Origin of the sequence: Streptomyces sp. NPDC001270 (assembly GCF_042896695.1) — a bacterium.
Taxonomy (GTDB): domain Bacteria; phylum Actinomycetota; class Actinomycetes; order Streptomycetales; family Streptomycetaceae; genus Streptomyces.
On record NZ_JBIAXM010000028.1, the window covers coordinates 65,308 to 87,771 of the forward strand.

Sequence of the window (22,464 nt, forward strand, 5' to 3'; positions counted from 1 at the left end):
CAGCGTACCGGTACGGGGGTGCCGCCCGCGGTCCGCGAGGGGGCCGGGGGCGGCAGCCCCGACGTTCCTGACCGGCCGTCAGATCATGGTCCACCACACCGTGGTGTCGGCCGGCACCTTCGCCTCACCGCCGGCCTCGGTCACCTCGTCGCCGCTGCTCAGCAGGACCCGGCCGTGGGAGCGGGTGGTCACCGACTCCCCCGTCGTGTTCGCCACGCACACGAACTCCCCACGCCGGAAGGCCAGGACTCCCTCGGGGGCGCGCAGCCACTCCACCGCGTCGCCCGCGCCGAGGCCCGGCTCGGCGCGGCGAAGCCGCAGCGCCCGGCGGTACAGCTCCAGCGTCGAACCGGGCGTGCCCTGCTGTGCCTGCACACTCAGCTCACCCCAGGCCGGCGGCTGCGGCAGCCAGCTGCCGCCGCTGCCGAAGCCGTACGAGGGTCCCGTACGCGTCCAGGGGATGGGCACCCGGCAGCCGTCGCGGAAGCCGTCCTGGCCGGCGCCGCGGAAGTACGCCGGGTCCTGGCGTACCTCGTCCGGCAGGTCGACGACGTCGGGCAGGCCCAGTTCCTCGCCCTGGTAGAGGTAGGCCGACCCGGGCAGCGCCAGCATCAGCAGGGTGGCGGCGCGGGCCCGGCGCAGACCCTGCTCGCGGTCGCCCGCGGTGCGGATCTGGGTGCCCAGGCCCGGCGGGTTGGCGAAGCGGGTGGCGTGCCGGGTGACGTCGTGGTTGGAGAGCACCCAGGTGGCGGGGGCGCCGACCGGGCGCATGGCGTCCAGGGTGCGGTCGATGATCCGGCGCAGCTCCCCGGCGTCCCAGTCGGTGCTCAGGTACTGGAAGTTGAACGCCTGGTGCAGTTCGTCCGGGCGGACGTAGCGCGCGGTGCGTTCGACCGTCGGGGTCCACGCCTCGGCGACGAACATCCGCCCGCCCGTCCGCCGCGACCGCCCTGGTGCCGACGCGCCCGCGGGCTCCTCCTCGCCCGCGTACTCGTCGAGGACGGTGCGCCACTCGCGGTAGACGGCATGCACGCCGTCCTGGTCGAAGAACGGCATGACGTCGTTGCCGAGCAGCCGGACCTGGTCGCGCGTGCCGATGTCCGGCAGGCCCTCGGCCTTCACCAGACCGTGGGCCACGTCGACACGGAAGCCGTCCACCCCGAGGTCCAGCCAGAACCGCAGGATCGTACGGAACTCGTCGCCGACGGCCGGGTGTTCCCAGTTGAAGTCGGGCTGTTCGGGGGCGAACAGGTGGAGGTACCACGCGCCGTCCGGCACCCGGGTCCAGGCCGGGCCGCCGAAGACGGACTCCCAGTCGTTGGGCGGGAGTTCACCGCGGGCGCCCTTGCCGGGCCGGAAGTGGTAGCGGTCCCGCAGCGGCGAGCCGGGTCCCTCGGCGAGCGCCCGCTTGAACCATTCGTGCTGGTCGGAGGAGTGGTTGGGGACCAGGTCGACGATGATCCGCAGGCCCTCCGCGTGGGCGTCGCGGATCAGCCCGTCGGCGTCCGCGAGGGTGCCGAACATGGGGTCCACGGCCCGGTAGTCGGCGACGTCGTAGCCCGCGTCGGCCTGCGGCGAGGCGTAGAACGGGCTGAGCCACACGGCGTCCACGCCGAGGGCGCGCAGATAGGGAAGGCGGGAGCGGACTCCTGCCAGGTCGCCCATGCCGTCGCCGTCGGAGTCGGCGAAGCTGCGCGGATAGACCTGGTAGATGACCGCGTCGCGCCACCAGTCACGGTGCGCGGCGCCGGGGGCGGCTGCGTGGGGGGAGGGGGGTGCGGACGGGGCGGCAGGGTGCTGTCGGCTCATGGCGTCCTTGCTGCGATGGGTTCCCGCGCTCCGGGACGGCCGGGCGCGGGGCGGATGTCGGTTCGTCGGACGGATACGGCGCGTGGGTGCGGGGGCCTTGCCGGATCCGGGCGTCAGCCCTTGGTGCCACCGGTGGTCGGGCCGGGCACCAGGTTCTTCTGTACGAGGTGGAAGAACGCGGACACGGGTATCGCGACCGGCACGGCGGTGGCCGCCATCGGATTGCGCTGGTCGTCGTGCTCGCTGACGAAGCCGGTGTAGCTGCCGACGAGCCGCCGGGCGCCGGTGACCGCGGCGGAGGTCTCGACGGTGGTCGTGGTCATGGGAACTCCTGCCTCGGATCGCGGGCTGCTGCTCGGTGCGGTTGCGCCGGCGGCGGTGGAACGAGGTGAAGACGATCAGGACGGCCAGCAGCAGGATGCCGTAGGCGGCCGACTGCGCGAAGTCACGCGGCTGCTGTCCGAAGCCCCGGTAGGAGGCCCGGGTCACCAGGATCTGTGCGTCCGGGGCGGTGGTGCCGGAGCGCAGGAGGATCACGGCGGACTGGTTGAGGGTCCAGCTGACGCCCAGGAGTACGACGGTGGAGCTGACGGCCGTCAGGCCGGCCAGGGTGACGTACCTGAACCGCTGCCAGGCGCCCGCGCTGGGCGCGGTACGTCGGTGCCTCGTCGGTGGCGTTGGAGGTGTCCCACCAGGTGAGGGTGACCGGGCCGGCCGCCCGGTCGCCGCCGCTGCCGCCCGCGCCGCCCGCGCCGCCCGCCGTCGCCGCCGGGGCGAGGGACGCCACCAGCGCCAGGGCCGCTATGCCACGCCGCATGAGTGCTCCTTGGAGGTGAGATGCCCGAGTGGTGCAGGGAGCGGGCCCGTCCGCCGCCCCGGGGCTTGCCGACCGCGCCGGTGGGTCCCCCGCTCCGTGAGGCCGGGGGCGGGGAGGCCGCCGGGCGACGTGAAGGTAACAGCGTTGCAACCCGCGCGAAAGACCTTGCAGAAAAATAGTGCAAGCGGTGCCGCGGGCCTCGTGTCGTGGCCCGGCGCTCCGGTCCGCCCGGAGGGCCGGACCCGCCCGTCGGGCCGCGCACGGCCTGGCAGTCCCGCTGACCGGCGGGACCCGAGTGGCCGTGCAAGACTCTGCAAGATCTTGCCGCTCCCCGGCTCGACCGGAAGGACGAGGAACCGCGATGACGCAGCTCCCCGCAGCGGACCGTTCGGCCTCTCGCGCCCGGCGTCCGGTCGGTGGGCAGCGAAGGACACGACCGGTACAGTCCGGTGGCGTGACCACACGGCTCGCGGACATCGCCGCGCAGGCGGGGGTGAGCGAAGCGACGGTCAGCCGTGTCCTGAACGGCAAGCCGGGTGTCGCCGCCACCACCCGCCAGTCCGTGCTGGCCGCGCTGGACGTGCTCGGCTACGAGCGGCCGGTACGGCTGCGGCAGCGCAGCGAGGGCCTGGTGGGGCTGATCACGCCGGAGCTGGAGAACCCGATCTTCCCGGCGCTGGCACAGGTCATCGGCCAGGCGCTGACCCGCCAGGGCTACATCCCGGTGCTCGCCACCCAGACCCCGGGCGGGTCGACGGAGGACGAGCTGACCGAGATGCTGGTGGACCGCGGGGTGGACGGGATCATCTACGTCTCCGGGCTGCACGCGGACACCACCGCCGACACGCAGCGCTACGAACGGCTGCGCGCCCGGGGCATGCCGTTCGTCCTCGTCGACGGTTTCTCGCCGAAGGTGCAGGCGCCGTTCATCTCGCCCGACGACCGGGCGGCGATGACGCTGGCGGTGACGCACCTGGTGTCGCTCGGGCACACCCGGATCGGGCTGGCCCTCGGGCCGAAGCGGTTCGTGCCGGTGGTGCGCAAGATCGAGGGTTTCGTGCGGGCGATGCGGGACCAGTTGGGGCTGGCCGCGCGGACGGTCGAGGCGGAACTGATCCAGCACTCCCTGTACACGCTGGAGGGCGGCCAGGCGGCGGCCGCGGCGCTGGTCGAACGGGACTGCACCGCCGTGGTCTGCGCCAGCGACATGATGGCGCTCGGCGCGATACGGGCGGTGCGGCAGCGCGGCCTGGACGTCCCCCGGGACGTCTCGGTGGTCGGCTTCGACGACTCCCCGCTGATCGCCTTCACCGACCCGCCGTTGACCACGATCCGCAAGCCGGTGCCGGCGATGGGGCAGGCGGCGGTGCGCACCCTGCTGGAGGAGATCGGCGGAACCCCCGCCCCGCACAGCGAGTTCGTGTTCATGCCGGAGCTGGTGGTGCGCGGTTCGACGGCGTCGGCGCCCGGGGACCGCGGCCGTCCCTGACCGGCGCGGGCCCCGTCCGGGAGGGCGCGGGGCACGACGGGCGGGCCGGGTGCCGGTGGGCACCGGGGGTATCCCGGTGTCGTAGAACATGCGTTGTGGACCCGACCTTGGGATGATCTGTCCGAGATGGCTTTTCTGGCAGACTCTGTGCCTATGAGTGACTCGACCGTGACACCGCCGGAAGGTCGTGTGGAGGAGGCCGCTCCGCAGGCGGTCACGGGCGAGCGCGTGCGGCGTTCCGTGGTGCGGCTGCGCACCCCGCGACGGCCCCGCCTGTGGTTCGAGATCCTGCTCATCGCGGTGAGTTACTGGACGTACTCGCTGATCCGCAACGCGGTTCCGGAGCAACGCGGCAAGGCGCTGCGCAACGCCGACTGGATCTGGCGGACCGAGCACGGGCTGGGCATCGCCGTCGAGGGGTTCGTCAACCACACCGTGAACTCGGTCGCTTGGCTGATCGTGGGGATGAACTACTACTACGCGACGCTGCACTTCGTGGTGACGCTCGGGGTACTGGTGTGGCTGTACCACAGTCATCCCGGGCGCTACGCGGCGGCGCGGCTCGCGCTGTTCGCGACGACGGGCGTGGCCCTGCTCGGCTACTACCTGTTTCCGCTGGCCCCGCCCCGGCTGATGAACGGCGGGCACTTCGTCGACACGGTGCTGATCCACCACACGTGGGGCTCGATGGCCTCGGGCGATCTGAAGCACATGTCGAACCAGTACGCCGCGATGCCGTCGATGCACATCGGCTGGTCCCTGTGGTGCGGGCTGACGATCTTCGCGCTGGCCAAGGTGCCCTGGGTGCGGGTGATCGGCCTGCTGTACCCGGCGGCGACCCTGGTGGTCATCGTCGCGACCGCCAACCACTTCTGGCTCGACGCGGTCGGCGGCGTCCTGTGCCTGGCCTTCGGTTTCGCCCTGGCCCGGCTGTGGTGCGGCGCCCTGCCGTACGCCCTGCCCCGCCTGGTGCCGGCCTGCCCGCGGGGACGCCGGTCGCCGTCCTGGGCCCAGGCGTCGTAGGGCGCCGCCGCACCGCGGCGGACTTCGCCCGATCCGGCCGAGCGGCACCGGCCGTCATGGGCTCAGGCGTCGTGGGACGTCATGGGCTCAGGCGTCGTAGAAGAGTTCCTCCGCGACCGTGCGGGCGCGGCGGGTCGTACGGCGGTAGGCGTCCAGCATGTCGCCCGCGTGGCCCGAGGTGTAGCCGAGGTAGCGGCCCACGGCGGCGAGTTCGCGGGGGTCGGTGGGGAAGGTGTCGCCGGCCCGGCCGCGGACCAGCATGACGGCGTTGCGGACCCGGGTGGCCAGGATCCAGGACTCGTCCAGGGTCGCGGCCGCCTCGTCGGACAGCAGTCCGGCCGCGCGGGCGGCGGCCAGGGCCTCGCGGGTACGGGTGGTGCGCAGGCCCGGCTCGGCCCAGGCGTGCCGCAGCTGGAGCAGCTGCACGGTCCACTCGACGTCGGAGAGCCCGCCGGGGCCCAGCTTGGTGTGCAGTTTCGGGTCGGCGCCGCGCGGCAGGCGTTCGGACTCCATGCGGGCCTTCAGCCGCCGGATCTCGCGCACCGCGTCGTCGTCCAGGCCCTGGGACGGGTAGCGCAGCGGATCGACCAGCTCGATGAAGCGGCGGCCCAGGTCGGCGTCCCCGGCGACCGGCTCCGCCCGCAGCAGCGCCTGGGACTCCCAGACCAGGGACCATCTGCGGTAGTACGCCTCGTACGACCGCAGGGTGCGGACCAGCGGACCCGACTTGCCCTCGGGGCGCAGATCGGCGTCGATCAGCAGCGGCGGGTCGGCGCTCGGGATCTGGAGGAGCCGGCGCATCTCGGACACGACCTTGTTCGCCGCCTCGGCGGCCTCGCGGTCGCTGACGCCGTCCTGCGGTTCGTGCACGAAGATCACGTCGGCGTCGGAGCCGTAGCCCAGTTCGTGGCCGCCGAAGCGGCCCATGCCGATGATCGCGAAGCGGGTCGGCAGGGTGTCGCCCCAGCCGGCCCGGACCACCGCGCGCAGCGTGCCCGCGAGGGTCGCCGCGGTCAGGTCCGACACTGCGCCGCCGACCCGGTCCACCAGCGCGCCCTGGTCGGGCTCGACCGGGTTGGCCTCGGTGCCGTAGGAGTCGACGATGTCGGCGGCGGCGGTGCGGAACAGCTCCCGGCGGCGGACGCCGCGGGCCGCCGTGACGCCCTGCCCGGCGTTCTCCGCGCGGCCCACCGCGGCCAGGATCTCCTGCTCCAGGGGGGCGCGTCCGCGGGGTTCGAGGCCGCCTGCGTCGCCGTCGCCGAGCAGGGCCACCGCCTCGGGGGCGCGCATCAGCAGGTCGGGGGCGAGCCGGCCGGCCGACAGGACCCGGGCCAGGTTCTCGGCCGCCGCGCCCTCGTCCCGCAGCAGCCGCAGGTACCAGGGGGTCTTGCCGAGCGCGTCGGAGACCTTGCGGAAGTTGAGCAGGCCCGCGTCCGGGTCGGCCGAGTCCGCGAACCAGCCCAACAGGACCGGCAGCAGGGTGCGCTGGATGGCCGCCTTGCGGGTGACGCCCGCGGCCAGCGCCTCCAGGTGGCGCAGCGCGGCGGCGGGGTCGGCGTAGCCGAGGGCGACCATGCGCTCGCGGGCCGCCTCGGCGCTCAGCCGGGCCTCGCCGGGCGCGAGTTGGGCGACCGCGGCGAGCAGCGGGCGGTAGAACAGCTTCTCGTGCAGGCGGCGCACCACGCCGGTGTGCTGCCGCCATTCGCGGATCAGGCCGGTCACCGGGTCGGTGCGCAGGCCGAGGGAGCGGCCGATGCGGCGCAGGTCGGCCTCGTCCTCGGGGACGAGGTGGGTGCGGCGCAGCCGGTGGAGCTGGATGCGGTGTTCCATGGAGCGCAGGAAGCGGTACGCCTCGTCGAGCCGGGCGGCGTCGGCGCGGCCGACGTAGCCGCCGGCGGCGAGGGCGGCGAGCGCGTCCAGGGTGGTGCCGCTGCGCAGCGCGGGGTCGGACCGGCCGTGCACCAACTGCAGGAGCTGGACGGCGAATTCGACGTCGCGCAGGCCGCCGGGGCCCAGCTTCAGCTCGCGGTCGACCTCGGCGGCGGGGATGTTCTCGACGACGCGCCGGCGCATCTGCTGCACGTCGGGGACGAAGTTCTCCCGTTCGGCGGCCTGCCAGACCAGGGGTTCGACCGCGTCGACGTACTCCTCGCCCAGTTCGATGTCCCCGGCCACCGGGCGGGCCTTGAGCAGCGCCTGGAACTCCCAGGTCTTCGCCCAGCGCTGGTAGTAGGCGAGATGACTGCTGAGGGTGCGCACCAGCGGGCCGTTGCGGCCCTCGGGACGGAGATTGGCGTCGACCGGCCAGATGCTGCCCTCGACCGTGGTCTCGGAGCAGATCCGCATCATGTGCGAGGCGAGTTTCGTGGCGGCCCGCAGGCCCTTGTCCTCGTCGGCGCCGTCCACGGCCTCCCCGACGAAGATCACGTCCACGTCGGAGACGTAGTTCAGCTCGTGGCCGCCGCACTTGCCCATCGCGATCACCGCGAGCCGGCACAGCGCGGCGTCGTCGGGCGCGGCGGTGCGGGCGATGGCGAGCGCGGCGCGCAGGGTGGCGGTGGCGAGGTCGGCGAGTTCGGCGGCGGTCTGGGCGACGTCGGTGGTGCCGCACACGTCGCGGGCGGCGATGGACAGCAGACAGCGGCGGTAGGCGACGCGCAGCGAGACGGGGTCGGTGGCCTCGGCCAGGCCCCGCTCGAACTCCTCCACCCCGGGGTGCAGGTCGCGCGGCTCGTAGGTGACCAGCTCCGCCCAGTCCCGCGGGTGCCGGGCCAGGTGGTCGGCGAGGGCCTCGGAGGCGCCGAGCACGCCGAGCAGGCGGTCGCGCAGCGGCTTGGCCGCTATCAGCGTGTCGAGCAGTTCACGGCGGGCGGTGGGGTCGGGCTGGGCCTCCAGCAGCCGTACCAGGCCGTGCAGCGCGAGGTCCGGGTCGGCGGTCGCGCCCAGCGCCTCCAGGAGCACCGGGTCGTCGCGGACGGGTGCCAGCTCGGCGCCGTCGAGCAGGCGCTCGGCGCCGGAGGGGTCGGTGAAGCCGTGCCGCAGCAGTCGCGTGAAGGTACTGCTCCTGCGCCCCGGCGTCATCCGCGGCCTCCCCTCGGATCGGGTTGAATCGGGTCTCATCGGGTCGGATCAGGTATCGCATCAGGTCAGGATCAAGCCGTCCTGGCCAGAGCCTAACCGCAGAGCCCGGGTGAAGCGCCGGGGCGGTCCGCGATGAGTTGCGCGCGTCCGCCCGGTCTGTCCCTTGAGAACACCGTCGTTGCGCAGGGAGGCACGATGCCGGAACCCATGGGCGAGCTGGACCGCCAGTACTCCGGGGCGGGCGCCACCGCGCCCGCCTGGTCCGCGGCCGAGGCGCTGCTGCGTACGGCCGAACTGTTCTGGATCTCGACCGTACGGCCCGACGGGCGTCCGCATGCGACCCCGCTGCTCGTGGTCTGGGACGGCGGGGCGCTGCACTTCGCGACCGGTGCCGGGGAACGCAAGGCGCGCAACCTCGACCGCAACCCGGAGGTGGTGCTGACCACCGGCGCCGGCGCCTGGGACGAGGGCTACAACCTGGCGGTGGAGGGCACGGCGGTGCGCGTCGCCGAGGACGGGCGGCTGCGCGGGCTGGCCGCCGCCTGGGCGGCGAAGTACGGCTCCGAGTGGCGCTTCGGCGTACGGGACGGCTGCTTCGAGCACGGTCCTGGACGGGCGACGGTGTTCGCGGTGGCGCCGCGGGTCGTCCTGGGTTTCGGCAGGTTCGCCGAGGGGGAGCCGTTGGGCCAGACGAGGTGGCGGTTCGGCTGACCGGGGTCCGGCGGGCCGGACCCCGGTCAGGACCCGGTCAGGACCCGGACAGGACTTGCTGGACCGCAGGGAACCCGCCGGGCCGCGGGGAGCCCGCCGGGCTGATGGGAACCCACCGGCCCCGGCAGGATCCGCCCGGCCCGGCCGGGAAACCGTGCCGGTCGGCCCGTCGGCCGGCCGGGCCACACGCGGGGCCCACGCGGCCGGGCCGCGCGGGGCAGTAGTTCACGCGGTTTTCATCCGCCGGGATGCGGGGCATGGGACCACCGACTGTTGGCGTGTACATGATTCACAAGCACCGCCACTCCGCCTTCTCCCCTCACCGGAGGTAGATGTGTCCGGCAGTTCCGTGTTCCGCCGAGCCCGTACCCTCGTGGCGTCCGCGGTGGCCCTCGCCGCGGCCGGCTTCGGGGTGTGGACCGGCCTCGGCAGCGAGTCCGCGCACGCCGCGGGCGCCGTGCCGGCCCCGGACCACGTGGTCGTCGTGGTCTTCGAGAACCACGCGTACAGCCAGGTCATCGGCTCCTCCAGCGCCCCGTACATCAATTCGCTGGTCACGGGCGGCGCCAACCTGACCCAGTCGTACGCCGAGACCCACCCGAGCCAGCCCAACTACTTCGCGCTGTTCTCCGGCTCCACCCAGGGCATCACGGACGACAGCTGCTACACCCCCGGCTTCGCCACGGCCGCCAACCTGGCCTCCGAGCAGCTCGCCGCCGGCCGCACCTGGGCCAGCTACAACGAGACCCTGCCCAGCCAGGGCTCCACCACGTGCAGCAGCGGGAAGTACGCCCGCAAGCACAACCCGTGGTTCGGCTTCAGCAACGTGCCGACCTCGACCGCGAAGACGTTCGCGCAGTTCCCGACCGACTACGCCACGCTGCCGCAGCTGTCCTTCGTGGTCCCGAACCTGTGCAGCGACATGCACGACTGCTCGGTGTCCAGCGGCGACACCTGGCTGAAGAACAACCTGGGCGCCTACGCCACCTGGGCCAAGACCCACAACAGCCTCCTCGTCGTCACCTTCGACGAGGACAACAGCCTCAGCGGCAACCGCATCCCGACGGTGTTCTACGGCCAGCAGGTCACCGCGGGCACCAGTTCCTCGACCAAGTACAACCACTACGACCTGCTGCGCACCCTGGAGGACTCGCAGGGCCTCACGAGCCACGCGGGCAACGCGGCCTCCGCCAAGGACATCACCGGCATCTGGACGTCCTGACGTGTACGTAGCGGACAGCCGCGCGAGCACGCCGTCCGCGGAAGGCGCCGTCCGGCCGCAACACGCCGGGCGGCGCCGCCACGCGGTCGCGCCCACCGTCCTCGCGCTCGGCACGGTCAGCCTGGTCACCGACGTCTCCTCGGAGATGGTCACGGCGGTGCTGCCGCTGTACCTGGTCGCGGGGCTCGGTCTGTCGCCGCTGGGCTTCGGACTGCTCGACGGCATCTACAACGGTTTCTCCGCGCTCGTCCGGCTCGTCGGCGGCCACCTCGCCGACCGCGGCGGCGGCCGGCACAAGTGGGTGGCCGGCCTCGGCTACGGCGTCTCGGCGCTGTGCAAGCCACTGCTGCTCGTCGCGCACACCCTGACCCCGATCGGGGTGATCCTGGCCGCCGACCGCACCGGCAAGGGCCTGCGCACGGCCCCGCGCGACGCCCTGATCTCGCTCTCCAGCACGCCCGGGACCCGCGGCCGGGCGTTCGGCGTGCACCGCGCCATGGACACGGCAGGCGCCCTGCTCGGCCCGCTCGTCGCCTTCCTGATCCTGCGGGCCACGGTGGACGGCTACGACGCCGTGTTCACGGTGAGCTTCTGCGTGGCCGCCACCGGGGTGCTGGTCCTGGTCCTGTTCGTACCGGGCGGGGCGGGCGGCACGTACCGGCCGGACCGCCGCACGAACGCGCCGGGTGTGTCCCGGCCGGCCGCCGACGGCGACGCACGGCCCACGTTGCGCGCCGCCCTCGCCCTGCTGCGCCGCCGCGACCTGCGCCGGATCACGGTCTGCGCGCTGCTGCTGGGCCTGGCCACGGTCAGCGACTCCTTCATGTACCTGCTGCTGCAACGCCGTCTCGGCGTCCCCGACCGCTGGTTCGCGCTGCTGCCGCTCGGCACGGCCGCCGCCTTCCTGCTGCTCGCGGTGCCACTGGGCCGGCTCGCCGACCGGGTGGGGCGCTGGCGGATCTTCCTGGCCGGCCACGGCGCCCTGCTGGCGGCGTACGGCCTGCTGCTCACCTCCTGGCACGGCACCGCCCTGCCGTACGCGGTCCTCGCCCTGCACGGCGGCTTCTACGCGGCCACCGACGGCGTCCTGATGGCGGCGGCCTCGGACGGCGTGCCCGAGGCGCTGCGCTCCTCCGGACTCGCCGTCGTGCAGACCGGACAGGCCCTGACCCGGTTCGCCTGCTCGCTGCTGTTCGGCGCGGCGTGGACGCTGTGGGGCGACCGCACGGCGCTGACGGCGGCGACGGTGGCGCTCGCGGCCTGCGCGGCCTGCTCGTACGCCCTCCGCCCGACCCCGGAACACACCTCTGACACCGACCGGGAGCACACCCCATGACCCTGCGGTCCCGCATCTTGGTCCTGGCCTCGGCCGTCGTCGTCCTGGCGGCGGTCGCGCTGGCGGCCGTCCTGCACGCGTCGGCACGGGCCGAGCGCCGCGACCACACCCAGGCGGGCGGCCCGCCGGTCGCCTCCGGCCGGGTCGCGCTGACGGACCCCGGCCGGCTGGTGTTCCGCAACATGGCCTGGGGCCCGCACCGCGACGAACTCACCGAGGTCCCGGCGGGCGCCCCGGACGCGCCGCGCACCGCCTCGGGCGTCACGTGCCTGCGCTTCCACGCCGCGTCCGGCACCGGCGTGTGCCTCCAGGCGGTGCACGGCCCGGTCTCGGACTCCTACCGCGCCCTGATCCTCGACGCCCGGCTGCGCACGACGGCCCGCTACGACGTCCCCGGCATCCCCTCCCGCGCCCGGGTCTCCCCCAGCGGCCGGTTCGCCGCCTGGACGGCGTTCGTGGGCGGCGACTCGTACGCAGGCACGAACTTCTCCACCCGCACCACCATCGTGGACACGGCGACGGGCCGGCTGATCCCGTCCCTGGAGGAGTTCCACGTCGTCAAGGACGGCCGCGCCCACACCTCCCCCGACGTCAACTTCTGGGGCGTGACGTTCGCCGCGGACGACCGCACCTTCTACGCGACCCTGGCCACGAAGGGGAAGACGTACCTGGTCCGCGGCGACCTGACGACGGACACCGTGACGACCCTGCACGAGAACGTCGAGTGCCCCTCGCTGTCCCCCGACGGCACCCGGATCGCGTACAAGAAGCGGGTGCCCGGCCTGCCCGCGGACGCCCCCTGGCACCTGTACGTCCTCGATCTGCGCACGATGCGCGAGACCCCGCTCGCGGAGCGGCGCAGCGTCGACGACCAGGTGGTGTGGCGGGACGCGCACACCATCGTGTACGCGCTGCCCGGCGACTACGGGGCCGACCTGTACCAGGTCCCGGCGGACGGCACGGGCACGGCACGGCGGATCAGTCCGGCCGCGGTGTCCCCGGCGTACCTGGGCTGACCGCCGCGCGGACGCCCGCCGGCCCGGCTCGCCTCCCGCCCTGTCGCACGGCGGCCCTCCCGGAACCACACTGGTCAGTGGAGGGCCCCGCGGAGGGCGCGCGCCCACGACGGAAGGACGGACCCATGCCCACGGACACCGTTCCCGGCCCGCTGCGGGTCCTGGTCTTCGGCGGCGCCCTGCGCGCCGATTCGGCCAACTCCCGCCTCGCCGCCCTCGTGGCCCGGCTCGTCTCCGGCACCGGTGCCACCGTCGACCTCGCCGGGATGCGCGATTTCGGCATGCCCTTGTACGACGGCGACGTGGAGGCCGCCGAAGGGCTTCCGCCGGGCGCCCTCGCTCTGCGCGACCGGATCGACCGGAACGACGCCTTCGTCATCTCCTCGCCGGAGTACAACGCCTCCGTGCCGGGCGTGCTGAAGAACGCGATCGACTGGGTCTCACGGGTCCGGCCGCAGCCCTTCAAGACGAAGCACGCGCTGCTCGTCTCGGCCTCGCCGTCCCTGGTCGGCGGCAACCGCGGGCTGTGGGCGCTGCGGGTTCCCCTGGAACACCTGGGCACCCGCGTCTACCCGGACATGTTCAGCCTGCCCAACAGCTACCAGGCGTTCGCCGAGGACGGCACGCTGGCCGACACGGGACTGCAGCACCGGCTGAGCGAGACCGTGTCGGGTTTCCTCAGCCTCGTCGAGGCGGACGTGCGCTACGTCTGCCTGGAACGCCGCTGGTACGAGTTCCTGGGCGACCGCACCGAGGCGGCCATCACGCAGCGGGCGGAGGCGTGATGCCGGACCCGTGCGGCGCGTGACGCGGCCCCGCCGGGGGCGCGGAACGGCCCCCGGGCAGCCCCCGGCCCGCCCCTACAGCACCGGCAGGTTCTTCCGCAGCTCGAACGCCGTGACCTCGCTGCGGTACTCGTGCCACTCGGCGCGCTTGTTGCGCAGGAAGAAGTCGAAGACGTGCTCGCCGAGGGTGTCGGCGACCAGGTCGCTGCGCTCCATCAGGGTCAGTGCCTCGCCGAGATTCTGCGGCAGCGGCTCGATGCCCATCGCCCGGCGCTCGGCGTCGGAGAGCGCCCAGACGTCGTCCTCGGCGCCCGGCGGCAGCTCGTAGCCCTCCTCGATGCCCTTGAGGCCCGCGGCCAGCAGTACGGCGTACGAGAGGTAGGGGTTGGCGCCCGAGTCCAGGGAGCGCACCTCCACCCGGGCCGAGCCGGTCTTGCCCGGCTTGTACATCGGGACCCGGACCAGGGCCGAGCGGTTGTTGTGGCCCCAGCAGATGTACGAGGGCGCCTCGCCGCCGGCGCCCGCCGTGCGCTCGGAGCCGCCCCAGATGCGCTTGTAGGAGTTCACCCACTGGTTGGTGACCGCCGAGATCTCCGCCGCGTGCCGCAGCAGGCCCGCGATGAAGGAGCGGCCGACCTTGGAGAGCTGGTACTCCGCGCCGGACTCGTAGAACGCGTTCCGGTCGCCCTCGAAGAGGGAGAGGTGGGTGTGCATGCCGGAGCCCGGGTGCTCGCTGAACGGCTTGGGCATGAAGGTCGCGTGCACCCCCTGCTCCAGCGCGACCTGCTTCATGACCAGGCGGAAGGTCATGACGTTGTCGGCCGTGGAGAGCGCGTCGGCGTAGCGCAGGTCGATCTCCTGCTGACCCGGGGCGCCCTCGTGGTGGGAGAACTCCACGGAGATGCCCATCGACTCCAGCATGGTGATCGCCTGGCGGCGGAAGTCCATGCCGACGTTGGTCGGGGTGTGGTCGAAGTAGCCGGAGTTGTCGGCCGGGGTGGGGCGGGTGCCGTCGAGCGGGCGGTCCTTCAGCAGGAAGAACTCGATCTCGGGGTGGGTGTAGAAGGTGAAGCCCAGGTCGGAGGTGCGGGCGAGGGCGCGCTTGAGGACGTAGCGCGGGTCGGCGAAGGACGGTGAGCCGTCGGGCATGAGGATGTCGCAGAACATGCGGGCCGTGCCGGGGGTCTCCGCGCGCCAGGGCAGGACCTGGAAGGTGGACGGGTCCGGCTTGGCGATCATGTCGGACTCGTAGACCCGGGCGAAGCCCTCGATGGCGGAGCCGTCGAAGCCGATGCCCTCGTCGAATGCCTGTTCAAGCTCGGCGGGGGCCACGGCGACGGACTTCAGGAAGCCCAGTACGTCCGTGAACCACAGGCGTACGAACCGGATGTCGCGTTCCTCCAAGGTCCGGAGCACGAACTCCTGCTGCTTGTCCATCTTCCGATTCCCCATCCTTGCTGGTCAGGCCGCCTTCCCCCGGTGCCGGGCGGAGGCGGTCGGGCACCTGAGCATCCCACCACAACACCATTTCGTGCGCGTTGCGGACCTTGATCGCCCGGCCGACCCCGGCCTGAACGCGCGGGGCCCGGCGGGTGCACTGCCCTGCCGCCCATCTTGCCTGCTCGGACCCTCATCCGTAATGGCCGATACCGATCGTTCCTGTCCGCTGTGGTCGGGGCCACCGGTGCGGCATCCACGCGCGTTTCGCCGGCCCGGATTCCTGTGCCCTCCCTACGAAGACGGCCCTTGCCCCATTACGATCAGCGAGCGCCACTTCTGCACCGCTTCCCCGACTCTTTTTGCCCTTTCCTCTCTTCCCCCCAGAAGGACACGCCTCATGGGTTCCGCCAAGAAAAGCAGCAGCGCGGCACGCAAGGCCCGTATCGCGGAGATGCAGCGCGCCGAGCGCGCCCGCGAGCGCCGCAACCGGCTGCTCACCGTCGCCGCGAGCGTGGTGGTCGTCGCCGGTCTCATCGTCGGCGGTGTCGTCCTCGTGAACTCGCAGTCCGACGGGAAGGACAGCGCGTCGAGCGACGGCAAGGGCTCCGGCGACTCGGGACACTTCACCACCGGCAAGGACGGGGTGCGCACCTGGTCGGGCAAGCTGTCGCGGACCCACGTCACGACCAGCGTGAAGTACCCGATGCAGCCGCCGGTGGGCGGCAACCACAACCCGGTCTGGCTCAACTGCAACGGCGACGTCTACACCTCGCCGGTGAAGAACGAGAACGCGGTGCACGCGCTGGAGCACGGCGCCGTCTGGGTGACGTACACCACGGCGGCGAAGAAAGCGGACGTGGACGCGCTCGCGGCGAAGGTGAAGCAGACCCCGTATTCGCTGATGAGTCCGTTCGAGGACCAGGCGGCGCCGCTGATGCTGTCGGCCTGGGGCCACCAGGTGACGGTCAAGAACGCGGACGACCCGATGGTGGCCAAGTTCTTCTCCACCTATGTGCAGGGCGACCAGACGCCCGAGCCGGGTGCCTCGTGCACCGGCGGGACGTCGAAGTGAGGGCGGGGCGATGAAGCGGCACATCGGCTGGGTCGCGGGGACCGCGGCGGCGGCGCTGGTCGCGGCCGGCGCGATCACCTACGCGGTCGCCGAGGACGGCGGCTCGGCCACGGCGGTGCCGGCCGCCGAGTCCGCGGACGCCGGGTTCGCCCGGGACATGGCGGTCCACCACCAGCAGGCCGTCGAGATATCGTACATCGTGCGCGACCGCACCGACGACGAGGAGGTGCGGCGGCTCGCCTACGACATCGCCCAGACCCAGGCCAACCAGCGGGGCATGCTGCTCGGCTGGCTGGACCTGTGGGGGCTGCCGAAGGTGTCCGCGAAGCCGCCGATGACCTGGATGGGCATGGGCGACATGCCGCCAGGCCAGGACGGCGCGCTGATGCCGGGCATGGCGACCAACACCGACCTGAAGAAGCTGGGCACCCTGTCCGGCAAGCGGGCGGAGATCTTCTACCTCCAGCTCATGACGGACCATCACAAGGGCGGCGTGCACATGGCCGAGGGGTGTGTCGCCCGGTGCACGGTCGGCGCGGAGAAGCGGCTCGCCGAGGGCATGGTCGCCTCGCAGCAGTCCGAGATCGAGTTGATGGCCGGCATGCTCAAGGACCGCGGCGCGGCACCCCGTTCCTGACGTGCGCGCGGACGAAAACCCCAATTCACCCCGGATGAACCTTCCTTGAGCTTCTCTTGACCCCCGCGTTCCCCTGGCATGAACGTTTCATCCGTCAGAGTGACCCCCGTCGTGTGATCCATTCGTGGGCCTCTGACCATGACGGACCCCCCGTGTGGATCGGCGACGTCCTACCACTTCGTGCTTGCGAACCGCATCGCAGGGGGTTCAATGAGATCCAACCGCGCCATGGCGCGTGCCGGAGTGAGCATGGCGGCGACACTGCCCATGCTCGCCGGCGCACTCGCTCTCGGCATACCCGCGGCCCACGCCGCGGACGGTCCGGCCCGGGACACTCTCGCGGGCACCCGGCCCGCCTGGGCCACCACCAAAGCGGACAAGGGCGCCACCGCGAACAGCGCCCGGATCGCCGCCCGGGTGTATCTGGCGGGCCGGGACGCCTCCGGCCTCGCCGCATACGCGAAGGCGGTCTCCGACCCGTCCTCGCCGCAGTACGGCAAGTACCTCAGCGCCGCGCAGGTGCAGGCGCGCTTCGGCGCGACCAAGGGCCAGGTGGACGCCGTGAAGTCGTGGCTGGCCTCGGCCGGCCTGACGGTCACGGAGGTCACCCAGCACTACGTCGCCGTCTCCGGTGACGTGTCGGCCGCCGAGAAGGCGTTCGGCACCCAGCTGCACAACTACGCCAAGGGCGCCAAGACCTACCGGGCGCCCACCCGCACCGCCTCCGTGCCCGCCGCCCTCGACGGCGCCGTGCTCACCGTGACCGGCCTGGACAACGCCCCGCACACGGCGAGTCACCAGGACGAACTCCCGCCGCCGGACGCCGTGTTCAAGAACGCCGGGCCGTTCTCCTCGTACTACGGCTCAAACACCGCCGGTTCGCTGCCGAGCGCGTTCGGCCAGAAGATCCCGTACGCCGTCAAGGGCTACACCGGCAAGCAGCTGCGGTCCGCCTACGGCGCCGGCACGTACACCGGCAAGGGCGTCCGCGTCGCCATCACCGACGCCTACGCCTCGCCGACCATCGCCGCCGACGCCGCCGCCTACGCGAAGAAGAACGGCGACGCGGGCTGGAAGCACGGACAGCTGAAGCAGGCGCTGCCCGACGCGTACACGAACACCGAGGAGTGCGGCGCGGCCGGCTGGTACGGCGAGGAGACCCTGGACGTCGAGGCCGTGCACGCGGTCGCGCCGGCCGCCGACGTCACCTACGTGGGCGCCGCGTCCTGCAACGACAGCGACCTGCTGGACTCGCTCGCCAAGGTCGTCGACAACCACCTGGCGGACATCGTCTCCAACTCCTGGGGCGACATCGAGGCCAACGAGACGCCGGACATCCAGGCCGCCTACGACCAGGTCTTCCAGCTCGGCGCCGTCCAGGGCATCGGCTTCTACTTCTCCTCCGGCGACAACGGCGACGAGGTCGCCCACACCGGCACGAAGCAGGTCGACACCCCCGCCAACTCGGCCTGGGTGACCGCGGTCGGCGGCACCTCGCTGGCCGTCGGCAAGGGCGGCACGTACCTGTGGGAGACCGGCTGGGGCACCGAGAAGGCGAACCTGTCGCCGGACGGCAAGAGCTGGACCGGCTTCCCCGGCGCGTTCACCTCCGGCGCGGGCGGCGGCACCAGCAAGACCGTGGCCGAGCCCTTCTACCAGAAGGGTGTCGTCCCGAACTCGCTCGCCAAGGCCAACAGCGCCGCCGGCAACCGCGTCGTCCCGGACATCTCGGCGATCGCCGACCCGAACACCGGCTTCCTCGTCGGCCAGACGCAGACCTTCCCGGACGGGTCCCAGCAGTACAGCGAGTACCGCATCGGCGGCACCTCGCTGGCCGCGCCGGTGATCGCGGCCGTGCAGGCGCTGTCCCAGGAGGCGCGCGGCGGCCACGCGATCGGCTTCGCCAACCCGGCGATCTACGCCAAGGCCGGCTCGAAGGCGTACCACGACGTCACGGACGACCCGACCGGCTCCGGCCTGGCGGTCGCCCGCGTCGACTACGCCAACAGCGTCGACGCCACCGACGGCCTGCTGACCTCGGTCCGCGTCCTCGGCCAGGACAGCTCGCTCAAGGCCGTGAAGGGCTACGACGACGTGACCGGCGTGGGCTCGCCCGCGAACGGCTACGTCCAGTCGTACCGGCGCCACTGATCAAGCTGCCGGCAGGGGGTGGCGTGGGGTGCACCACACTCCGCGCCACCCCCATCGCGTCGCTCTGACGATTACACTGGGCGTGTGCCTCAACTTCGTCTCGCCCTGAACCAGATCGACTCGCGCGTCGGCGACCTCGCCGGCAACACCGAGACGATCCTCCGCTGGACCCGGCACTCGGCCGAGCAGGGAGCGCATCTCGTGGCGTTCCCGGAGATGGTGCTGACCGGGTATCCCGTCGAGGACCTCGCCCTCAGGTCGTCCTTCGTCCAGGCGTCCCGGGACGCGCTGGGCGCGCTCTCCGCCCGGCTCGCGGCGGAGGGCTTCGGGGAGCTGCCGGTGGTCGTCGGCTACCTGGACCGCAGCGACAGCGCCCAGCCGAAGTACGGCCAGCCGGCCGGCGCCCCGCAGAACGCGGCGGCGGTGCTGTACCGCGGCGAGCCGGTCCTCACCTTCGCCAAGCACCACCTGCCGAACTACGGCGTCTTCGACGAGTTCCGCTACTTCGTGCCCGGCGACACCATGCCGGTGGTGCGCGTGCACGGCGTCGACGTCGCCCTGGCCATCTGCGAGGACCTGTGGCAGGACGGCGGCCGGGTGCCCGCGGCCCGGTCGGCGGGCGCGGGCCTGCTGCTGTCCGTCAACGCCTCGCCGTACGAGCGCAACAAGGACGACACCCGTCTTGAGCTGGTGCGCAAGCGGGCCCAGGAGGCGGGCTGCACGACGGCCTACCTCGCGATGACCGGCGGGCAGGACGAGCTGGTCTTCGACGGCGACTCGATCGTCGTCGACGCCGACGGCGCGGTTCTTGCGCGGGCGCCGCAGTTCACCGAGGGCTGCGTGGTGCTGGACCTGGAGCTGCCCGCGGCCTCGGCGCAGCCGCCCACCGGCGTGGTGGACGACGGACTGCGCATCGACCGGGTGATCCTCTCCGAGGACCCGCTGCCCGCCTACCCGCCGGAGCGGACCGGCGGTTACGCGGACCGCCTCGACGACGACGAGGAGGTCTACTCGGCCCTGGTGGTCGGCCTGCGCGCCTATGTGCGGAAGAACGGCTTCCGGTCGGTCCTGATCGGCCTGTCCGGCGGCATCGACTCGGCGCTGGTGGCGGCGCTCGCCTGCGACGCGCTCGGCGCGGAGAACGTGTACGGCGTGTCCATGCCGTCGAAGTACTCCTCGGACCACTCCAGGGACGACGCGGCTCAGCTGGCCCACCGCACCGGGCTCAACTTCCGGACGGTGCCGATCGCCTCCATGTTCGACGCGTACCTGGCGTCGACCGAGCTGACCGGCCTCGCCGAGGAGAACCTCCAGTCGCGGCTGCGCGGCACGCTGCTGATGGCGATCTCCAACCAGGAGGGCCACATCGTCCTCGCCCCCGGCAACAAGTCGGAGCTGGCCGTCGGATACTCGACGCTGTACGGCGACTCGGTGGGCGCGTACGGCCCGATCAAGGACCTGTACAAGACGTCGGTCTTCCAGTTGGCCCGGTGGCGCAACCGGGCGGCGGCCGAGCGCGGCCAGACCCCGCCGATCCCCGAGAACTCCATCGCCAAGCCGCCGAGCGCGGAGCTGCGCCCCGGCCAGGTCGACACGGACTCGCTGCCGGACTACCCGGTCCTGGACGCGATCCTCGACCTCTACGTCGACCACGACAGGGGCGCGGACGCGATCGTCGCGGCCGGCTTCGACCCGGCGCTGGTCACGAAGACCCTGCGCATGGTGGACACGGCGGAGTACAAGCGCCGCCAGTACCCGCCGGGCACGAAGATCTCGGCCAAGGGCTTCGGCAAGGACCGCCGGCTTCCGATCACCAATGGGTGGCGCGAATCGGCCTGACGTCGGCGCGGGCCGCGCCGCCGGGGGACCGTGACCGGGCGCTCCGCCGAAAGGACCGTGACGGGCCGCCGTTCCCGTGCGGCCGCGCCGCGGTGGGTGCCGCGGCGCGGACCGGCGCGGAATGGCTCCGACCGCTCAGTCCGGGGTGCTGACCTGGACGCGGGCCGCCACCGGGAGGTGGTCGCTGCCGGTGCGCGGGAGGGTCCACGAACTCTCCGGCTTGACCCCCTTGACCATGACCTGGTCGATCCGCGCCATCGGGAACGACGCCGGCCAGCTGAACCCGAACCCGCTGCCCGCCGCGCCCTGGGTGGAGCGCAGCTGGGAGGTGATCGCGGTGAGGGAGCGGTCGTTCATCGTGCCGTTCAGATCGCCGAGCAGCACCACCCGCTGGAGCGTCTCGTGGGAGATCGCCGTGCCCAGCGCGTCGGCGCTCTTGTCCCGCTGCCGGGCGGTGAAGCCGGTGGCGGCCTTCACCCGCACCGAGGGCAGATGGGCGACGTACACCGCGACCTGGCCCTCGGGTGTCGAGACCGTGGCGCGCATCGCGCGTTCCCAGCCCAGCTTGATGTCGACGGACCGGACCGCGCTCATCGGGTACTTGCTCCACAGCCCGACCGTGCCGACGACCTTGTGGTACTTGTACGTCGAGGCCAGCCCCTTCTCGTACACCGGGACGACGGGGGCCGTCAGCTCCTCCAGCGCCAGCACGTCCGCGCCGGAGCCGGTCAGGTCGCGGGCGGTGCGGGACGGATCCGGGTTCTCGGCGTTGACGTTGTGGGTGGCGACCATGAGGTCGCCGCCGGTCGTCGTGCGGTCGATGACCAGCCCGCCGAAGAGGTTCAGCCACCCGATGAGCGGCAGCACCGTCGCGATCAGCGCGGTGACCGACCGGCGGACGAGGCCGAGGATCAGCAGCACCGGGATCAGCAGGCCCAGCCAGGGCAGGAAGGTCTCGGTGAGACTGCCGAGATTGCCCACGGTGTTGGGGATGCGCGAATGCAGCATCATCACCAGGGCGAGCAGGACGGCGATGACGGCGAGGATGATGCCGCGGCGCCAGATGCCCCGGTCGCCCCGCCAGCCGCGGAGCGGACGGGACACCAGCCGCCGGAGCCGGGAGCGCCGCTGCTCGGGTCCGGAGCCGTCGTCTTCCGTTTCCGTCACGTATGCCTGTTGCGCCATACCGTCGCCTCACTACCCGCTGTGCACACCGTCGTTCCCCCGGGTTACGACCCTAGGGGATGATCGGCCCCGTTCCCGCCTTCCGTGGCGGCCCTACCGAAGTCGACGACGAACGGGTGGGTGCCGGAAGTTCCGGGCATCGGCGGGACGGGTGAGGACTGTGACGAAACCCGAATATTCGGACTATGTGCCGGACGGTCCGACGGGCGGCCGGAGGCCCGCCAGCACGGTGTCGACGATCTGCTCCGCCAGGTCCTCGGGGAGTTCGAGGTCGGGGCGCAGGACGGAGCGCAGGAGCATCGGCCCGACGAGCAGGTCGTTGGCCAGTTCGAGGTCGACGTCCGTGCGGAGTTCGCCGGTGCGCTGCCCCCGGCGCAGCACCTCCAGGCTCAGCTTGCGCCGGGGCGCTATCACGTTGGCGTGGTAGGCGGCCCAGACCTTCGGGCTGTTCTTCATCTGCGCATGGGCGTTGTACAGGATCAACGACGAGCGGCTGGCCACGCCGCGCAGGCGCACCGATTCGAGCAGGACGATCAGGTCGTCGCGCATGGAGGTGCCGGGGAGTTCGGGTTCGGGGAGTTCGGCGGCGCGCATCACGTCGGCGAACAGGTCCTCCTTGCCCGCCCAGCGCCGGTAGATGGTGGCCTTGCCGACGCCGGCCGTGCGGGCGACCCGCTCGATGGACAGCTCGGCGAGCGGCACGCCGTCCTCCAGGAGCTTCATCACCCCTTCCAGGATGGCGCGTTCCACGGCCTCGCTGCGGGGTCGGCCCCGGGCGGGACCGCACGGCTTCGGGTGGCTTCCGGCAAGGCTCACGTCACTGCGTCCTTTCGCTGTGCTGCGGGAATTCT

At 72.5% G+C, this 22,464-nt stretch carries 16 protein-coding genes and 2 pseudogenes; 11 read left to right on the forward strand and 7 right to left on the reverse strand.

Going from position 1 to position 22,464, the window contains the following annotated elements; translation table 11 throughout:
- Positions 1 to 78: 78 nt before the first annotated feature.
- The 3 genes and pseudogenes from ACFY2B_RS34615 to ACFY2B_RS34625 all read right to left on the reverse strand — a co-directional run.
- Complete coding sequence (locus ACFY2B_RS34615; RefSeq protein WP_390767024.1) at positions 79 to 1,809, reverse strand: glycoside hydrolase family 13 protein; 1,731 nt, start codon at positions 1,807 to 1,809, stop codon at positions 79 to 81.
- Positions 1,810 to 1,922: 113 nt separating this feature from the next.
- Positions 1,923 to 2,060, reverse strand: a pseudogene (locus ACFY2B_RS34620) (ABC transporter permease); the annotation flags it as partial.
- A 395-nt stretch (positions 2,061 to 2,455) separates the two neighbouring features.
- Positions 2,456 to 2,626, reverse strand: a pseudogene (locus tag ACFY2B_RS34625) (sugar ABC transporter substrate-binding protein); the annotation flags it as partial.
- A 454-nt stretch (positions 2,627 to 3,080) separates the two neighbouring features.
- Here ACFY2B_RS34625 and ACFY2B_RS34630 point away from each other — a divergent pair.
- Positions 3,081 to 4,115 carry a LacI family DNA-binding transcriptional regulator gene (locus ACFY2B_RS34630; protein ID WP_390767025.1) on the forward strand — a complete coding sequence of 345 codons (1,035 nt, stop codon included), beginning with the start codon at positions 3,081 to 3,083 and terminating at the stop codon, positions 4,113 to 4,115.
- A 153-nt stretch (positions 4,116 to 4,268) separates the two neighbouring features.
- Complete coding sequence (locus ACFY2B_RS34635; RefSeq protein WP_390767026.1) at positions 4,269 to 5,138, forward strand: phosphatase PAP2 family protein; 870 nt, start codon at positions 4,269 to 4,271, stop codon at positions 5,136 to 5,138.
- Between the two features lie 87 nt (positions 5,139 to 5,225).
- On the opposite strand, the gene ACFY2B_RS34640 is transcribed toward ACFY2B_RS34635, so the two are convergent.
- Entirely contained in the window at positions 5,226 to 8,219 is a 2,994-nt protein-coding gene (locus ACFY2B_RS34640; protein ID WP_390767027.1) for a bifunctional [glutamine synthetase] adenylyltransferase/[glutamine synthetase]-adenylyl-L-tyrosine phosphorylase, read from the reverse strand.
- Between the two features lie 195 nt (positions 8,220 to 8,414).
- On the opposite strand from ACFY2B_RS34640, the gene ACFY2B_RS34645 reads away from it, so the two are divergent.
- The 5 genes from ACFY2B_RS34645 to ACFY2B_RS34665 all read left to right on the forward strand — a co-directional run bounded on the left by ACFY2B_RS34645 (position 8,415) and on the right by ACFY2B_RS34665 (position 13,289).
- Positions 8,415 to 8,930, forward strand: coding sequence for a pyridoxamine 5'-phosphate oxidase family protein (locus ACFY2B_RS34645; RefSeq protein ID WP_390767028.1), 516 nt, complete (start codon positions 8,415 to 8,417; stop codon positions 8,928 to 8,930).
- A gap of 334 nt (positions 8,931 to 9,264) precedes the next feature.
- On the forward strand, positions 9,265 to 10,152 hold the full coding sequence (locus ACFY2B_RS34650) for an alkaline phosphatase family protein (RefSeq protein WP_390767029.1): 888 nt from the start codon (positions 9,265 to 9,267) through the stop codon (positions 10,150 to 10,152).
- Between the two features lies 1 nt (position 10,153).
- Positions 10,154 to 11,488, forward strand: a complete 1,335-nt coding sequence (locus ACFY2B_RS34655; protein WP_390767030.1) for an MFS transporter — start codon at positions 10,154 to 10,156, stop codon at positions 11,486 to 11,488.
- A complete protein-coding gene (locus ACFY2B_RS34660; RefSeq protein ID WP_390767031.1) occupies positions 11,485 to 12,504 on the forward strand; it encodes a TolB family protein in 1,020 nt (339 codons plus the stop codon). The genes ACFY2B_RS34655 and ACFY2B_RS34660 overlap by 4 nt, the downstream gene beginning before the upstream one ends.
- A gap of 125 nt (positions 12,505 to 12,629) precedes the next feature.
- Entirely contained in the window at positions 12,630 to 13,289 is a 660-nt protein-coding gene (locus ACFY2B_RS34665) for an NADPH-dependent FMN reductase (protein WP_390767032.1), read from the forward strand.
- A 75-nt stretch (positions 13,290 to 13,364) separates the two neighbouring features.
- Here ACFY2B_RS34665 and ACFY2B_RS34670 read toward each other — a convergent pair whose 3' ends face one another.
- Positions 13,365 to 14,726: a glutamine synthetase family protein gene (locus ACFY2B_RS34670; RefSeq protein WP_376526200.1), complete on the reverse strand. Its 1,362-nt coding sequence runs from the start codon at positions 14,724 to 14,726 to the stop codon at positions 13,365 to 13,367.
- Positions 14,727 to 15,126: 400 nt separating this feature from the next.
- On the opposite strand from ACFY2B_RS34670, the gene ACFY2B_RS34675 reads away from it, so the two are divergent.
- The 4 genes from ACFY2B_RS34675 (at position 15,127) to ACFY2B_RS34690 (ending at position 20,428) form a co-directional block, all read left to right on the forward strand.
- A complete protein-coding gene (locus tag ACFY2B_RS34675; protein WP_390767033.1) occupies positions 15,127 to 15,801 on the forward strand; it encodes a DUF3105 domain-containing protein in 675 nt (224 codons plus the stop codon).
- A gap of 10 nt (positions 15,802 to 15,811) precedes the next feature.
- Positions 15,812 to 16,438, forward strand: a complete 627-nt coding sequence (locus ACFY2B_RS34680) for a DUF305 domain-containing protein (RefSeq protein ID WP_390767034.1) — start codon at positions 15,812 to 15,814, stop codon at positions 16,436 to 16,438.
- 210 nt (positions 16,439 to 16,648) lie between these two features.
- Positions 16,649 to 18,589 carry a protease pro-enzyme activation domain-containing protein gene (locus ACFY2B_RS34685; protein ID WP_390767035.1) on the forward strand — a complete coding sequence of 647 codons (1,941 nt, stop codon included), beginning with the start codon at positions 16,649 to 16,651 and terminating at the stop codon, positions 18,587 to 18,589.
- An 84-nt stretch (positions 18,590 to 18,673) separates the two neighbouring features.
- Positions 18,674 to 20,428, forward strand: a complete 1,755-nt coding sequence (locus ACFY2B_RS34690; RefSeq protein WP_390767036.1) for an NAD+ synthase — start codon at positions 18,674 to 18,676, stop codon at positions 20,426 to 20,428.
- Between the two features lie 135 nt (positions 20,429 to 20,563).
- Here ACFY2B_RS34690 and ACFY2B_RS34695 read toward each other — a convergent pair whose 3' ends face one another.
- Positions 20,564 to 21,613 (reverse strand): endonuclease/exonuclease/phosphatase family protein, encoded by a 1,050-nt coding sequence (locus ACFY2B_RS34695; RefSeq protein ID WP_390767037.1) that lies wholly within the window; start codon positions 21,611 to 21,613, stop codon positions 20,564 to 20,566.
- A gap of 183 nt (positions 21,614 to 21,796) precedes the next feature.
- Positions 21,797 to 22,429: a TetR/AcrR family transcriptional regulator gene (locus tag ACFY2B_RS34700; RefSeq protein WP_390767038.1), complete on the reverse strand. Its 633-nt coding sequence runs from the start codon at positions 22,427 to 22,429 to the stop codon at positions 21,797 to 21,799.
- Between the last annotated feature and the right edge of the window lie 35 nt (positions 22,430 to 22,464).